The organism is Streptococcus sp. Marseille-Q0941, from assembly GCF_943736975.1.
Classification (GTDB): domain Bacteria; phylum Bacillota; class Bacilli; order Lactobacillales; family Streptococcaceae; genus Streptococcus.
On the sequence record NZ_CALSFO010000002.1, the window covers coordinates 180,662 to 194,480 of the forward strand.

The 13,819-nt window shown below is 41.8% G+C and carries 15 protein-coding genes and 3 riboswitches; of the genes, 14 read left to right on the forward strand and 1 reads right to left on the reverse strand.

What is annotated here, in order from left to right; translation table 11 throughout:
* Positions 1–123 precede the first annotated feature (123 nt).
* The 11 genes from pyrF to thiE all read left to right on the forward strand — a co-directional run bounded on the left by pyrF (position 124) and on the right by thiE (position 9,549).
* Positions 124–825, forward strand: a complete 702-nt coding sequence (pyrF, locus tag NGI26_RS01645; protein ID WP_251935209.1) for an orotidine-5'-phosphate decarboxylase — start codon at positions 124–126, stop codon at positions 823–825.
* 31 nt (positions 826–856) lie between these two features.
* Positions 857–1,489: an orotate phosphoribosyltransferase gene (gene pyrE / locus NGI26_RS01650; protein ID WP_251935211.1), complete on the forward strand. Its 633-nt coding sequence runs from the start codon at positions 857–859 to the stop codon at positions 1,487–1,489.
* Positions 1,490–1,652: 163 nt separating this feature from the next.
* Positions 1,653–2,789 carry an L-lactate oxidase gene (lctO, locus tag NGI26_RS01655; RefSeq protein ID WP_251935216.1) on the forward strand — a complete coding sequence of 379 codons (1,137 nt, stop codon included), beginning with the start codon at positions 1,653–1,655 and terminating at the stop codon, positions 2,787–2,789.
* A gap of 148 nt (positions 2,790–2,937) precedes the next feature.
* Positions 2,938–3,026, forward strand: a riboswitch (TPP riboswitch).
* A gap of 227 nt (positions 3,027–3,253) precedes the next feature.
* On the forward strand, positions 3,254–3,922 hold the full coding sequence (locus tag NGI26_RS01660) for a TenA family protein (RefSeq protein WP_251935219.1): 669 nt from the start codon (positions 3,254–3,256) through the stop codon (positions 3,920–3,922).
* A gap of 122 nt (positions 3,923–4,044) precedes the next feature.
* A riboswitch (TPP riboswitch) is annotated at positions 4,045–4,133 on the forward strand.
* Between the two features lie 158 nt (positions 4,134–4,291).
* Positions 4,292–4,852, forward strand: a complete 561-nt coding sequence (locus NGI26_RS01665) for an ECF transporter S component (protein ID WP_000915272.1) — start codon at positions 4,292–4,294, stop codon at positions 4,850–4,852.
* Positions 4,853–6,238 carry an ATP-binding cassette domain-containing protein gene (locus NGI26_RS01670; protein ID WP_251935221.1) on the forward strand — a complete coding sequence of 462 codons (1,386 nt, stop codon included), beginning with the start codon at positions 4,853–4,855 and terminating at the stop codon, positions 6,236–6,238.
* 1 nt (position 6,239) lies between these two features.
* Entirely contained in the window at positions 6,240–6,890 is a 651-nt protein-coding gene (locus NGI26_RS01675) for an energy-coupling factor transporter transmembrane component T (protein ID WP_251935223.1), read from the forward strand.
* 10 nt (positions 6,891–6,900) lie between these two features.
* A complete protein-coding gene (gene tenA, locus NGI26_RS01680) occupies positions 6,901–7,593 on the forward strand; it encodes a thiaminase II (RefSeq protein WP_251935224.1) in 693 nt (230 codons plus the stop codon).
* 3 nt (positions 7,594–7,596) lie between these two features.
* On the forward strand, positions 7,597–8,121 hold the full coding sequence (gene thiW, locus NGI26_RS01685; protein WP_251935226.1) for an energy coupling factor transporter S component ThiW: 525 nt from the start codon (positions 7,597–7,599) through the stop codon (positions 8,119–8,121).
* Positions 8,121–8,924, forward strand: coding sequence for a hydroxyethylthiazole kinase (gene thiM, locus NGI26_RS01690; protein WP_251935227.1), 804 nt, complete (start codon positions 8,121–8,123; stop codon positions 8,922–8,924). The genes thiW and thiM overlap by 1 nt, the downstream gene beginning before the upstream one ends.
* On the forward strand, positions 8,917–9,549 hold the full coding sequence (gene thiE, locus NGI26_RS01695) for a thiamine phosphate synthase (protein WP_251935228.1): 633 nt from the start codon (positions 8,917–8,919) through the stop codon (positions 9,547–9,549). Before thiM ends, thiE begins: the two co-directional genes overlap by 8 nt.
* Positions 9,550–9,597: 48 nt before the next feature.
* Here the strand turns inward: thiE and thiD are convergent, their stop codons facing one another.
* The gene (gene thiD / locus NGI26_RS01700) at positions 9,598–10,389 is read right to left on the reverse strand and encodes a bifunctional hydroxymethylpyrimidine kinase/phosphomethylpyrimidine kinase (protein ID WP_251935230.1); all 792 of its coding nucleotides are present in this window, start codon (positions 10,387–10,389) and stop codon (positions 9,598–9,600) included.
* Between the two features lie 83 nt (positions 10,390–10,472).
* Positions 10,473–10,571: riboswitch (TPP riboswitch) on the reverse strand.
* 183 nt (positions 10,572–10,754) lie between these two features.
* Between thiD and NGI26_RS01705 the strand changes: the two genes are divergently transcribed.
* From NGI26_RS01705 to NGI26_RS01715, 3 genes are read left to right on the forward strand one after another with little or no spacing between them, the layout of a single operon-like run.
* Positions 10,755–11,150 (forward strand): CopY/TcrY family copper transport repressor, encoded by a 396-nt coding sequence (locus tag NGI26_RS01705; RefSeq protein WP_251935232.1) that lies wholly within the window; start codon positions 10,755–10,757, stop codon positions 11,148–11,150.
* A gap of 10 nt (positions 11,151–11,160) precedes the next feature.
* Positions 11,161–11,532, forward strand: coding sequence for a cupredoxin domain-containing protein (locus tag NGI26_RS01710; RefSeq protein ID WP_251935233.1), 372 nt, complete (start codon positions 11,161–11,163; stop codon positions 11,530–11,532).
* A 9-nt stretch (positions 11,533–11,541) separates the two neighbouring features.
* Complete coding sequence (locus NGI26_RS01715; RefSeq protein ID WP_251935234.1) at positions 11,542–13,764, forward strand: heavy metal translocating P-type ATPase; 2,223 nt, start codon at positions 11,542–11,544, stop codon at positions 13,762–13,764.
* The last annotated feature ends 55 nt before the right edge of the window (positions 13,765–13,819 follow it).

A 13,819-nucleotide genomic window follows, 5' to 3' on the forward strand; every position in this document is an offset into this window, starting at 1 on the left:
TCCAGAGAGGCAGCCAAGGTTAGACGGTGAAAGGGTGTATTCTACCCATTTTTCGTGGAACCTTGCTGTGGGCAGGTTCCTTTTTTCATGCTCTCTAGCTCACAAAGGTAAAAGGAGAAAAGTATGCGCGAATCTCGTCCGGTTATTGCTCTTGATTTTCCAAATTTTGAGGCAGTCAAGGAATTTTTAGCCCTATTTCCAGCAGAGGAAAAGCTCTATGTTAAAGTTGGAATGGAGCTCTACTATGCCGAAGGTCCTGAAGTTGTCCGTTATTTGAAAGGCTTGGGACATAGTGTCTTTCTAGATCTCAAGCTCCATGATATTCCCAATACGGTCAAATCAGCCATGAAGGTCTTGTCTAATTTGGGAGTTGACATGACCAATGTTCATGCAGCAGGTGGCGTAGAGATGATGAAAGCTGCGCGTGAAGGTCTTGGGGATCAAGCAAAATTGATTGCTGTTACCCAGTTGACTTCAACGTCTGAGGAGCAAATGAGAGACTTTCAAAATATCCAAACCAGTCTTCAAGAATCTGTTATTCATTATGCTAAGAAAACTGCTGAAGCCGGTTTAGATGGTGTGGTTTGCTCAGCTCAGGAAGTGAAACTTATCAAAGAAGCTACTAGCCAAGACTTTATCTGTCTGACACCAGGCATTCGACCAGCTGGATCCGCTGTTGGAGACCAAAAACGGGTCATGACACCAGCAGATGCCTATCAAATTGGTAGTGACTATATCGTAGTTGGAAGACCAATCACTCAGGCCACTGATCCAGTAGCAGCTTATCATGCTATCAAGGATGAGTGGACACGAGACTGGAAATAAGAAACCATTTAAAAATACAAAGGAGAATCCCATGACACTTGCTAAAGACATTGCTAGCCATCTATTGAAAATTCAAGCCGTTTACCTCAAACCAGAAGAACCTTTTACTTGGGCATCAGGCATTAAGTCACCGATTTATACAGACAACCGTGTAACGCTTGCATACCCAGAGACACGTACTTTGATTGAGAATGGTTTTGTAGAAGCCATCAAGGTAGAATTCCCTGAGGTAGAAGTGATTGCAGGGACAGCGACAGCAGGTATCCCACACGGTGCCATCATCGCTGATAAGATGAATCTGCCATTTGCTTATATTCGTAGCAAACCAAAAGATCATGGTGCTGGAAACCAAATTGAAGGCCGTGTAGCCCAAGGTCAAAAGATGGTTGTTGTGGAAGACCTCATTTCAACTGGTGGTTCGGTTCTTGAGGCCGTAGCTGCTGCCAAACGTGAAGGAGCGGATGTTCTTGGAGTTGTGGCTATCTTCAGCTATCAATTACCAAAAGCAGATAAGAACTTTGCGGATGCTGGTGTCAAACTAGTGACTCTTTCAAACTACAGTGAGCTCATTCACCTAGCCCAAGATGAAGGCTACATCACACCAGAAGGACTTGCTCTCCTCAAACGCTTTAAAGAAGACCAAGAGAATTGGCAAAATGCTTAAAACATAGAAAATCAGGTAGTCACAAGGATTACCTGATTTTTTTGAAAGGTCCAGGTAATCAGTTTGAAATTCCCAGACAGATTTTTTGAAAATTCTATGAAAAAGAGTTAAGATGCATGTGTAAAGAAAAAGGAAAGCGCTTACTCAAATAGGAGGAAATTTTATGTCATATAAAACAAGCAATGCAGAAGGACCTGTAGATTTTATAAATACCTATGATTTGGAGCCTATGGCCCAACAAGTTATTCCTAAAGCTGCCTTTGGTTATATCGCTAGTGGAGCAGAGGACACTTTTACTTTGAGAGAGAATATCCGAGCTTTTAACCACAAACTCATTGTTCCTCGGACCTTATGTGATGTGGAAAACCCAAGCACAGAGATTGAATTTGATGGTGAAAAACTATCTTCACCAATTATTATGGCACCTGTTGCAGCCCATAAACTAGCTAACGAGCAAGGAGAAGTTGCGACTGCGCGTGGAGTACACGAGTTCGGTTCACTCTATACAACTAGCTCCTACTCAACAGTTGACCTGCCAGAAATTTCTCAAGCCCTTCAAGGTACACCTCATTGGTTCCAATTCTACTTTAGTAAAGATGATGGCATTAACCGTCACATTATGGATCGCGTCAAGGCAGAAGGTTATAAGGCTATTGTCTTGACTGCCGATGCGACAGTAGGAGGTAACCGTGAGGTCGACAAGCGCAATGGTTTTGTCTTCCCCGTTGGCATGCCTATCGTAGAAGAATACCTACCTCAAGGTGCTGGTAAGTCAATGGACTATGTCTATAAATCAGCCAAACAACGCCTATCTCCACGAGATGTAGAGTTTATCGCAGAATACTCAGGACTTCCTGTTTATGTCAAAGGTCCACAATGCCGTGAAGACGTTGAACGCTCATTGGATGCAGGGGCTTCAGGTATTTGGGTAACCAACCACGGTGGTCGACAAATTGATGGTGGACCGGCTGCTTTTGACTCACTTCAAGAAGTGGCTGAAGCAGTGAATAATCGTGTGCCAATCGTTTTTGATTCTGGTGTTCGTCGTGGTCAGCACGTCTTTAAAGCCTTGGCTTCAGGAGCAGACTTGGTAGCTATTGGCCGCCCTGTTATCTATGGTTTGGCCCTTGGTGGTAGTGTTGGTGTGCGTCAAGTCTTTGAACACTTGAATGCAGAATTGAAGACAGTCATGCAATTATCTGGAACTCAGACTATTGAGGATGTCAAACACTTCAAACTCCGTCATAATCCATACAATCCAACCTTCCCAGTTGATCCTCGTGACTTAAAATTGTATTGATAAAACAGATTGCCTCCACTTGATGTGGAGGTTTTTATTCGTGTATAGAAAGATTAAATCGTTATCAGAAACTATATAAATATATTTCCCAATCAAATATCTTGCTAGGACTTTCAATTTCTGTTATACTGGTCCAGTAATAAAATAATAAAGACATTTGGGGTGCTTTAAGCTGAGATGATACCCATTGAACCTGATACAGTTAAGACTGGCGAAGGGAAATGTGAAAAGGTTTTTTTCGTATGTTGAAGGAAACTGTCTAATCTTGTAAGGTAAACTCTAATTCTCGTTTGTAATTGGAGTTTTTTTGTTTATCAAAAGAGGATAGGCTTGACGGCAAGTCTTTGGTAGCTCTCCGCAAATACCCTCGATATTCTTTAAAAGTATCAAGTGGAATTACGATTTTGATTGGTATTTCTTGATATTTTATTGATTACTAAGGAGTAAAGAGAGGAAAAATAAATATGGAAACACAAGACTATGCATTTCAGCCAGGTTTGACTGTTGGAGAATTATTAAAAAGCAGTCAGAAGGATTGGCAGTCTGCAATCAATCATCGTTTTGTTAAGGAACTTTTTGCAGGGACAATTGAGAATAAGGTCTTAAAAGACTACCTGATTCAAGATTATCATTTCTTTGATGCCTTCTTATCCATGCTGGGAGCTTGTGTAGCTCACGCAGACCAGCTTGAATCCAAACTTCGTTTTGCCAAGCAACTAGGCTTTCTTGAAGCAGATGAAGACGGCTATTTCCAAAAGGCTTTCAAAGAGTTAAAAGTAGCAGAGAATGACTATCTAGAAGTGACCTTGCACCCTGTGACAAAAGCCTTTCAGGAGCTAATGTATTCTGCTGTGGCTTCATCAGACTATGCTCATCTTTTGGTCATGCTGGTCATTGCAGAAGGTCTCTATTTAGATTGGGGTTCTAAAGATTTGCCTCTACCTGAAGCCTATATTCATTTTGAATGGATCAATCTCCACAGAGGTCCTTTCTTTGCAGAGTGGGTTCAATTTCTGGTTGACGAACTCAATCGTGTCGGGGAAGGTCGAGAAGATTTGACAGAACTTCAGCAACGCTGGGATCAAGCAGTTGCTTTAGAATTAGCCTTTTTTGATATTGGTTATGAATTATAGGACAGATTCAATACTTTTATGTAGATTAAAAGAATTAACAAACAAACTATATAAATATATTTCCAGTCAAATATCTTGCTAGGGCTTTCAAATTCTGTTATACTGGTTCAGTAATAAAATAATAAAGACATTTGGGGTGCTTTAGGCTGAGATGATACCCATTGAACCTGATACAGTTAATACTGGCGAAGGGAAATGTGAAAAGGTTTTTTTCGTATGTCGAAAAGAACTGTCTAATCTTGTAAGCTAAACTCTAATTCTCGTTTGTAATTGGAGTTTTTTTGTTTATCAAAAGAGGATAGGCTTGACGGCAAGCCTTTCGGTAGCTCTCCTTGAATGCCCCACTTTTCTTTAAAAAAGGAGTTTTTTATGTTGAAAAAATGGCAGTTAAAAGATGTTATCTTGCTTGCTTTCTTGTCTATCTTTTTTGGTGGCGTTTTTGTGGGATCCGGCTATCTATTTGATATCCTTACACTGATTTTAGCGCCTCTTGGTTTACAGGCTTTTGCCAATGAAATCCTCTTTGGTCTCTGGTGTATGGCTGCGCCCATTGCTGCCATCTTTGTTCCAAGAGTCGGAAGTGCAACGATTGGAGAAGTGCTAGCTGCGCTTGCTGAAGTCCTTTATGGTAGCCAATTCGGTCTAGGCGCTCTTTTGTCCGGCTTGGTTCAAGGGTTGGGAAGTGAATTTGGCTTTCTTGTGACCAAGAATCGTTATGAAAGTTGGCTCTCTCTAACTGCTAATAGTATTGGGATTACCCTTTTTAGCTTTGTCTATGAATACATTAAATTAGGTTACTATGCCTTCTCCCTTCCTTTTGTCCTTTCCTTGCTGGTGGTGCGTTTTATTTCCGTCTTTTTCTTCTGTACCATCTTGGTTCGTGCCATTGTCAAACTCTATCATCAGTTTGCAGCTGGAGGAAAGGCATAGATGGGGCTGGAATTAAGAGGGATTCAATCCCCAATCTTTTCGGAGCCGATTGATTTTACTTTTCATGCGCAAGCTTTTACCTTGTTAGTCGGGAGAAGTGGTTCAGGAAAATCCAGCCTCTTTCAAGTCATTGCCCAAGTCAGTTCTCTTCCCTATAGTGGTCAAGTTCTGATAGATAGGAGCGAGGTCAGTCAGCTTTCTATCGTCGAACGTGTCCAGACAGTTGGGATTCTCTTTCAAAATCCCAATCATCAATTTACCATGGAGAACTTGTTTGAGGAGCTGGTTTTTACCTTGGAGAATATCGGCCATCCTGTTCAGGAAATTGATTCTAAAATAGCAGAGGTTGTTCGGCAATGTCGTTGCGAGCCAATCTTGCACCGTCCCATCCATCACTTATCAGGTGGGGAAAAGCAAAAAGCTGCGCTGGCTGTTCTCTTTGCCATGAATCCTAGGGTCTATCTCTTGGATGAGCCCTTCGCTTCCATTGATCGAAAGAGTAGGCTAGAGATATTGGAGATTCTAAAAGAGTTGTCCTCTAATGGGAAGACAGTCATCCTGTGCGACCATGATTTAACGGACTATGAAGCCTATATCGACCATATGGTGGAGCTAAGAGACGGCCAACTAAGGGAAGTGTTTCAAATTCCTTGCTCTGAGATGACAGAGGTTGCTTCAAAGGAAGTTGCTTCTAGCCCAGAACTGTTTCATATGGACCGTATGACTTGTGAGCTGGAAAATCGCCCCCTCTTTTCAATTGCGGATTTTACATTTTACCAAGGAATTTCCTGTATCTTGGGTGACAATGGTGTCGGGAAATCAACCCTCTTTCGCTCCATTCTTCAATTTCAGAAGTATAAGGGGCGTATTACTTGGAAGGGGGTAGTCCTGAAAAGGAAAAAGAGTTTGTATCGTGACCTGACGGGTGTTGTTCAGGAGGCTGAGAAGCAGTTTATCCGAGTCAGTCTGCGAGAAGAACTGCAATTAGATAGCTCAGACTCTGAAAGAAATCAGCGGATTCTCCAAGCTTTACGATATTTTAGTTTGGAGCAGGCGCTTGATAAGAGTCCCTATCAATTAAGTGGTGGCCAGCAAAAGATTCTTCAGCTCTTGACTATCTTGACTAGTAAGGCCTCTGTGATCTTGCTAGATGAACCTTTTGCAGGTTTGGATGATAGAGCTTGCCATTATTTTTGTCAGTGGATTGTGGAGGAGAGAAATCAAGGAAGAAGTTTTCTGATCATTAGCCATCGTTTAGATCCCTTGATCTCTGTGGTCGATTATTGGATCGAGATGACTAGTGAGGGTCTCAGCCACCTTCAAGAAGTGACTATCAGCAAACCTCTCCCATCTCTAAACAATGATACTCTAGGGGAGGTGAGGTAGTATGGTCAAAGTAGCAACCAAGACACCAGTTATCAGCCTCTTCTTTCTAATTTTATCCTTGGAAACATCCTTCATTCCCTCGATTGCTCTTAATCTTTCGGTAGTCGCATTTTGCATACTCTTTTTATTCTATTACCGTCGATTTAAAGTATTGGCTTGGATGATTGTGCTTGCCATTTTGCCCTCCTTGACTAACTATTGGGCAGTACAGTTACATGGGGATGCTTCGCAGGCAGTGATGCTTGGAACGAGGGCCTTTGTGACGGTTTGTATCGGTCTTGTCTTTGTTTCTAGTATTTCCCTAAAAGAGCTTCTCTTGTACTTGGCTCAAAAGGGGTTATCGCGTTCTTGGGCCTATGCCTTAATTGTGGTATTCAATGCCTTTCCCCTCATTCAACAGGAAATCAAGTCCCTCAAAGAAGCTTGCCTATTACGTGGTCAAGAACTGCATGTTTGGTCTCCCTTGATTTACAGTAAGGTTCTGATGACGGTTTTTAGGTGGTGCCATCTTTACCTGAGAGCTCTATCTGCGCACGGATATGACGAACATGCACAGTTGGAGAATAGCTATCGGACTTTTTATATTTCTCAAAGGACAAAATTAGTCTACCTACTTTTCTTTTTATTGCTTCAAACCAGTTTATTTCTATAAAGGAGTTATTATGGAATTTACAGATATTGCGATGGAATTATCCAAGGAAGCTTGGCAGGCTTCTTTTCAGCATCCCTTTGTTTTACAGTTACAAGAGGGAACGTTAGAACCTTCTATTTTCCGCTATTATTTAATTCAGGATGCTTATTACCTGAAGTCTTTTTCAGAAGCCTATCACCTCTTGGCTGATAAGACTTCAAACGAGGAGATGAAAAGACTCTTGAAACAAAATGCTCAGAGTCTAGTGGAGGGTGAATTATTTATCCGCCAACAATTTTTCAAGGAATTAGGAATCAGTGACCAGGAAATGGAGCAACATCCAATCGCTCCAACCTGTTATCATTACATTTCTCATATTTATCGACAGTTTGCAGAGCCAAACTTGGGCATTGCTTTTGCTAGTTTGCTCCCATGTCCTTGGTTATACCATGATTTGGGCAAGGCACTTAATCGTAAACCATCACCGAATCCTCTTTATCAACAGTGGATTGAAACCTATATCACCGATGAGTTAGAACAGCAGATTAAAGAGGAAGAAGCGCTGGTCAATCAGCTCTATAGAGAAAGCAACGAGACGGACAAACAAAAAATGCTAGAGGCCTTCCACAGAAGTGTCCACATGGAAGCCAAGTTTTGGGACATGGCTTACCAACACCAAACATGGACGAGTGATTTGCATTCCTTAGAAAAAGAGAAGAAATAGAAAATGAGAAACCACCGACTTCAAGTTCACAAATTAACCGTTTTATCCATGATGATTGCCCTTGATGTTGTTCTGACACCCATCTTTCGAATTGAAGGGATGGCACCGATGTCTAGTGTGGTCAACATTCTTGCAGGGATCTTAATGGGACCTGCTTATTCCTTGGTCATGGCTACAGTCACAGCCTTTATCCGTATGTCTACTCAAGGCATTCCCCCTTTGGCCCTAACAGGAGCTACTTTTGGAGCCCTCCTTGCAGGTCTCTTTTATAAGTACGGTCGAAAATTTCACTATTCTGCCCTAGGAGAAATCTTGGGAACAGGGGTTATCGGTTCTATTGTTTCCTATCCTGTCATGGTTCTCTTTACTGGATCTGCGGCCAAGCTCAGCTGGTTTATCTATACTCCGAGATTTTTCGGAGCAACCTTGATCGGTACAGCCATAGCTTTCCTCGCCTTTCGATTTTTGATCAAACAGGAATTCTTTAAAAAAGTGCAGGGATATTTCTTTGGAGAAAGGTTAGACTGATGCAGAAATTGACAAATCCTTTCCCTCTGGCAACCAGTTCCTTGATTCACTGTATTACCAATGAGATTTCTTGTGAGATGCTGGCTAATGGCATTTTGGCTCTGGGATGCAAACCAGTCATGGCAGATGATCCTCGTGAGGTTCTTGATTTTACTAAGCAAAGCCAGGCTCTCTTCATCAATTTGGGGCATTTGTCAGCTGATAAGGAGAAAGCAATCCGTACGGCAACTACTTATGCAAACCAAGCTTCTCTCCCAATGGTAGTAGATGCGGTTGGTGTATCAGCGTCACCCATTCGTAAGGGACTAGTCAGAGATCTTTTAGAATACAAGCCCACAGTCCTTAAAGGAAATATGTCGGAAATCCGAAGTCTTGTTGGTTTAAAGCACCACGGAGTTGGAGTTGATGCTAGTGCTAAAGATCAAGAAACTAAGGATTTGCTTCAAGTTTTGAAAGACTGGTGTCAGACCCATCCTGGTATGTCATTCTTAGTCACTGGACCCAAGGACCTCATCGTTTCGGAGAACCAGGTTGCAATATTGGGAAATGGCTGTGACGAATTGGACTGGATAACAGGGACAGGAGACCTGGTTGGTGCCTTGACAGCCGTTTTTCTCAGCCAAGGAAAGACCGCCTTTGAAGCTTCTTGCCTAGCGGTCTCTTATCTTAATATCGCTGCTGAGAGAATTCTTGTTCAAGGAATGGGATTGGAAGATTTTCGTTACCAAGTTCTCAATCAACTCTCTCTCCTAAAAAGAGACGAAAATTGGCTAGAAGCCATCAAAGGAGATTTTTATGAATAGAGAAGCACTTAGACTGTATTTAGTAACCAACCGCTACCAAGATTCCTTAGGAAGCTTTCTTGAAAAAGTTGAGACGGCCTGCCGTTCAGGTGTTACCATCATCCAACTGCGAGAAAAAAACCTCACTACCAATCAATACTATCAACTGGCAAAACAAGTCAAGGAAATAACAGATGCCTACCAAGTACCCTTAATTATCGATGATCGCTTGGATATCTGTCTAGCAGTCGATGCTGCAGGTTTGCATATTGGCGACGATGAACTACCAGTTTCGGTTGCACGCAAAGTCTTGGGTCCTGAAAAAATCCTCGGTGTCACTGCTAAAACGGTTAAAAGAGCCCTCGAAGCAGAAACATCGGGTGCGGATTACTTGGGAACAGGAGCAATTTTCCCGACTACGACTAAAGAAAATGCACCCATCACACTGATTTCAACCTTGAAAACAATTTGCAAAACGGTCGCCATTCCAGTAGTTGCTATCGGAGGCTTGACGTCAGAGAATATTGACCAACTTATCGGCACGGGTATAGCTGGAGTAGCTGTAGTACGTGATTTGATGCAGGCAGAAGATATTGAGGCAAAAACGCAAGCCTTTTTAACAAAGCTGGATGACATGATTTCCTAATCAAAAACTCTCTAATTCCCTTAAAGTAGGAACTAGAGAGTTTTTTTCTTAATCTTTAAAACTTGTATGGTTGACTGGGCCAGAACCATGACCGAGTTGAGGAGCGTCTTGGATGGCTTTTGTGATAAAGGCCTTGGCCTTATCAACTGCCTGGTAAAGACTTTTGCCCTTGGCTAGTTCAGCCGTAATCACAGCAGCAAAGGTACATCCAGTACCATGGGTGTGACAAGTTTGAATTCTTGGACTTTCCCAGACAAATTGCTCCTCCTTGGTAAAGAGGAAATCCTTGGCACCACCTTCAAGATGGCCACCTTTGATAACAACGGACTGAGGACCAAATTCTTTTATAATCAGGCGACCAGCACGCTGCATGTCTTCTGGATCATGAATCGAAAAACCAACAATCTCTTCTGCCTCAGGAAGATTGGGCGTGATAATGCTTGCAAGAGGAAGCAGATTTGTTTTTAGGTAGTCTCTGGCACTAGAATCAATCAGGATGTCCCCACTCGTAGCGACCATAACAGGGTCAAGCACATAGGGACAGTCCAGCTTTTTAAGATAGGGTTGGATGATCTCCATGATCTCAGTAGTTGCCAACATCCCTGTTTTTACAGCCTGAGTATTGATATCCGAAAAGACACTTTCCAATTGAGCTTCCAGCATTTTGTTGGAGACGTGCTCGATTAATTGAACGCCTCTGGTATTTTGAGCGACAAGACTGGTTACAACGGCCATTCCATAGACATCTCTAGCTTGGAATGACTTTAAATCAGCCATAATGCCAGCACCGCCACTAGGGTCAGTCCCTGCAATGGTTAGAGCAACGGGTAAATAAGTCATCTTAAACCTCCCAACCAACTGAAGTTTGTATTCTTAAGAACAAGCTAGTCTGTTTGAGGAAAGCAATAGAAGACAAGTAGTCCTCATTATCATTTCCACTTCCATCAGCTAGCATTACCTAGATTGAGTCAAAGGGATCTAACAGTCGTTAATCTCAGCTTTACGCACCCCTAGTGGTTGTTTTCTTTTTTCTTCAGTATAGCATATTTTTATAGTTTATATAGTAAAATTTGACTGCAAATCCGTTACCAAATGGTTAAAATTCTATTTTTCAAAGAAAAGATTTATTTCATAGTTGACAAATGTAGATTTTAAGAGTATACTTATTTTTATAATTGACAAATGTAGATTTTGGAGGGATAGCAATGCAGATTTCTGACGCAGAATGGCAGGTCATGAAGATTATCTGGATGCAGGGAGAACAGACTAGTACTGATCTCATAAAAGTATTAGAGAAAAGGTTCAGTTGGTCCAAATCCACGATCCAGACACTCTTGGCACGTTTGGTGGAGAAAGAATGTTTGACTCGGGAAAAGCAGGGCAAGTTCTTTGTCTATTCGGCCCTTTTAACTCTAGATGATAGTAGAGGGTTAATGGTCCAGGATATCAAAGATAAGCTTTGTTCTCGAAGGATTAAGCACTTACTTGCCGATTTAATCAAAGAATGTGATTTTACCCTAGCTGATTTGGAAGGCTTGGAAGAAGTGATTTCAAAGAAAAAAGCAAGTGCTGTGGCAGAAGTAAGATGTAATTGTATGTAAAGGAGACGTTATGTTAAATTTATTTGTATCTATTATTGTTCTAGGAATGATCGCTTTTATCCTCTTTTGGTTTTTCAAAAAACCGCAAGAAGATGCTAAGAAAGCTCAGCAAAAAAACGGCTATCAGGAGATTCGAGTGGAGGTCATGGGAGGATATACTCCAGAAACCATTATCCTTAAAAAATCGCAACCTGCTCGCATTATTTTCGATCGAAAAGATCCTTCACCTTGCTTGGACCAAATCGTTTTTCCAGACTTTGGAGTGCATGCAGATCTGCCTATGGGAGACCAATATGTGGTAGAAATCACTCCTGAAGAAGCAGGTGAGTATGGTTTCTCTTGTGGCATGAACATGATGCACGGTAAGATGATTGTAGAATAGGAGAAAGATATGACCGAAATTGTAAAAGCAAGTATTGAAAATGGTGTTCAAAAAATCCGTATCACGGCAGAAAAAGGCTATTATCCAGCCCATATTCAACTCCAAAAAGGAGTTCCTGCTGAGATCACCTTTCATCGTGTGACACCATCAAACTGTTATAAAGAAATTCTCTTCGAAGAAGAAGGGATTTTAGAACCGATTGCTCAAGATGAGGAAAAAGTCATTCGCTTTACGCCTCAAGACTTGGGCGAGCATGAATTTTCATGCGGCATGAAGATGCAAAAGGGGACCTATACCGTTGTTGAAAAAACTAAAAAATCTCTCAGCCTTTTACAACGTTTTTGGATTACCAGCATTTTTACCCTACCATTAGTCCTCCTCATGCTTGGTATGCTGACTGGCAGTATCAGCCACCCGGTTATGCGTTGGGGCACCTTTTTAGCCACAACACCCATTATGCTGGTAGCTGGAGTTCCATATATCAGAAGCGCCTGGGCTAGTTTTAAAAAGCATAATTCCAACATGGATACCTTGGTTGCTCTGGGAACCCTAGTGGCCTATTTCTATAGCTTAGTTGCCCTCTTCACTGGTCTGCCCGTTTACTTTGAAAGTGCTGCATTTATCCTCTTCTTCATTCTTTTGGGAGCAGTTTTTGAGGAAAAAATGCGAAAAAATACTTCGCAGGCAGTCGAAAAATTATTAGACCTACAAGCAAAAACAGCAGAGGTTTTGCGTGATGATGTTTATGTTCAAATCCCACTAGAACAAGTCAAAGTTGGGGATCTAATTCGCGTTCGACCAGGTGAAAAAATTGCCGTTGATGGGACTGTGTTAGAAGGTGAAACGAGTATTGATGAATCAATGGTGACTGGGGAAAGTATTCCAGTCGATAAATCAGTTGGAGATGCTGTCATTGGTTCAACCATCAATAATAGTGGTACGATCATTTTTAGAGCCGAAAAAGTGAGCTCTGAGACTATGTTGGCTCAGATTGTGGACTTTGTGAAAAAAGCGCAAACGAGTCGTGCTCCTATTCAAGATTTGACAGACAAGATTTCTGGGATTTTTGTACCAGCAGTTGTCATTTTAGGACTTCTTACTTTTTGGATCTGGTTTGTTTTCCTAGGAGAAAGCTTTGTGACGTCACTTCTCTACGGAGTTGCTGTTTTGATTATTGCCTGTCCTTGTGCACTAGGACTCGCGACACCGACAGCACTCATGGTTGGAACAGGACGAAGTGCCAAGATGGGGATTCTTCTCAAAAATGGTACAGTTCTACAGGAAATCCAAAAAGTCCAAACCATTGTTTTTGATAAGACAGGAACCTTGACCGAAGGGAAGCCAGTAGTGACAGATGTTATTGGTGATGAAAGAGAAGTGCTAAGTTTGGCTGCTTCACTGGAAGATGTATCTCAACACCCGCTAGCTCAAGCTATTGTTAATCGTTCGTCTGAGCTAGGACTTAGCCTTTACCCAGTGGAAAACTTCCAAGCCTTGCATGGAAAAGGTGTGACTGGGATTATTAATGGTAAACAAGTCTTGCTGGGGAATGCTAAGCTCTTAGCTGACCTTGCTATTCCACATGATTATCAAGAACGATTTGATTTACTTGAGAAAGAAGCAAAAACAGTTGTCTTCCTATCCGTAGATGGTCAGTTAAAAGGCTTAATTGCCTTGCAGGATGTCCCTAAGGAAAATGCTCGAGAAGCTATTGCTAAATTGAAAAAACGTGGTCTTAGAACGGTCATGCTTACTGGAGATAATGCTGGAGTAGCGCATGCTGTTGCAGAGCAAATTGGAATAGAAGAAGTGATTGCAAATGTCTTGCCTGAGGAAAAGGCTCATGAAATTCACAAGCTTCAAAAGAATGGCAAATTGGCCTTTGTTGGAGATGGTATCAATGATGCGCCGGCCCTCAGTGTAGCGGATGTCGGAATTGCCATGGGCTCTGGGACAGATATTGCCATTGAATCAGCAGATCTTGTTCTTACAACCAACAATTTACTAGGATTGGCACGTGCTTTTGATATGAGTAAGAAGACCTTCAATCGTATTCTACTCAATCTTTTCTGGGCTTCTATCTATAACCTCATTGGTATTCCGATTGCAGCAGGAGTGTTTTCTGGTCTTGGTTTGGTACTTAATCCAGAACTTGCAGGATTGGCCATGGCCTTTAGTTCAGTCTCTGTTCTGATCAGCTCTCTCATGCTTAATTTTACTAAAGTCGATTAAAAAGGCGGTTTTAACCGCTTTTTTTGCTATTCTAAAACAGATTTTCAAAACGCTT

Bases quoted from the DNA above. Each gene is read 5' to 3' on its own strand.
- NGI26_RS01710 (WP_251935233.1), top strand. From the start codon at position 11,161: ATGTTAAATTTATTTGTATCTATTATTGTTCTAGGAATGATCGCTTTT.
- NGI26_RS01660 (WP_251935219.1), top strand. From the start codon at position 3,254: ATGGAAACACAAGACTATGCATTTCAGCCAGGTTTGACTGTTGGAGAA.
- NGI26_RS01705 (WP_251935232.1), top strand. From the start codon at position 10,755: ATGCAGATTTCTGACGCAGAATGGCAGGTCATGAAGATTATCTGGATG.
- NGI26_RS01665 (WP_000915272.1), top strand. From the start codon at position 4,292: ATGTTGAAAAAATGGCAGTTAAAAGATGTTATCTTGCTTGCTTTCTTG.
- lctO (WP_251935216.1), top strand. From the start codon at position 1,653: ATGTCATATAAAACAAGCAATGCAGAAGGACCTGTAGATTTTATAAAT.
- thiM (WP_251935227.1), top strand. From the start codon at position 8,121: ATGCAGAAATTGACAAATCCTTTCCCTCTGGCAACCAGTTCCTTGATT.
- tenA (WP_251935224.1), top strand. From the start codon at position 6,901: ATGGAATTTACAGATATTGCGATGGAATTATCCAAGGAAGCTTGGCAG.
- pyrF (WP_251935209.1), top strand. From the start codon at position 124: ATGCGCGAATCTCGTCCGGTTATTGCTCTTGATTTTCCAAATTTTGAG.
- NGI26_RS01670 (WP_251935221.1), top strand. From the start codon at position 4,853: ATGGGGCTGGAATTAAGAGGGATTCAATCCCCAATCTTTTCGGAGCCG.
- NGI26_RS01675 (WP_251935223.1), top strand. From the start codon at position 6,240: ATGGTCAAAGTAGCAACCAAGACACCAGTTATCAGCCTCTTCTTTCTA.
- thiW (WP_251935226.1), top strand. From the start codon at position 7,597: ATGAGAAACCACCGACTTCAAGTTCACAAATTAACCGTTTTATCCATG.
- thiE (WP_251935228.1), top strand. From the start codon at position 8,917: ATGAATAGAGAAGCACTTAGACTGTATTTAGTAACCAACCGCTACCAA.
- pyrE (WP_251935211.1), top strand. From the start codon at position 857: ATGACACTTGCTAAAGACATTGCTAGCCATCTATTGAAAATTCAAGCC.
- NGI26_RS01715 (WP_251935234.1), top strand. From the start codon at position 11,542: ATGACCGAAATTGTAAAAGCAAGTATTGAAAATGGTGTTCAAAAAATC.
- thiD (WP_251935230.1), bottom strand. From the start codon at position 10,389: ATGACTTATTTACCCGTTGCTCTAACCATTGCAGGGACTGACCCTAGT.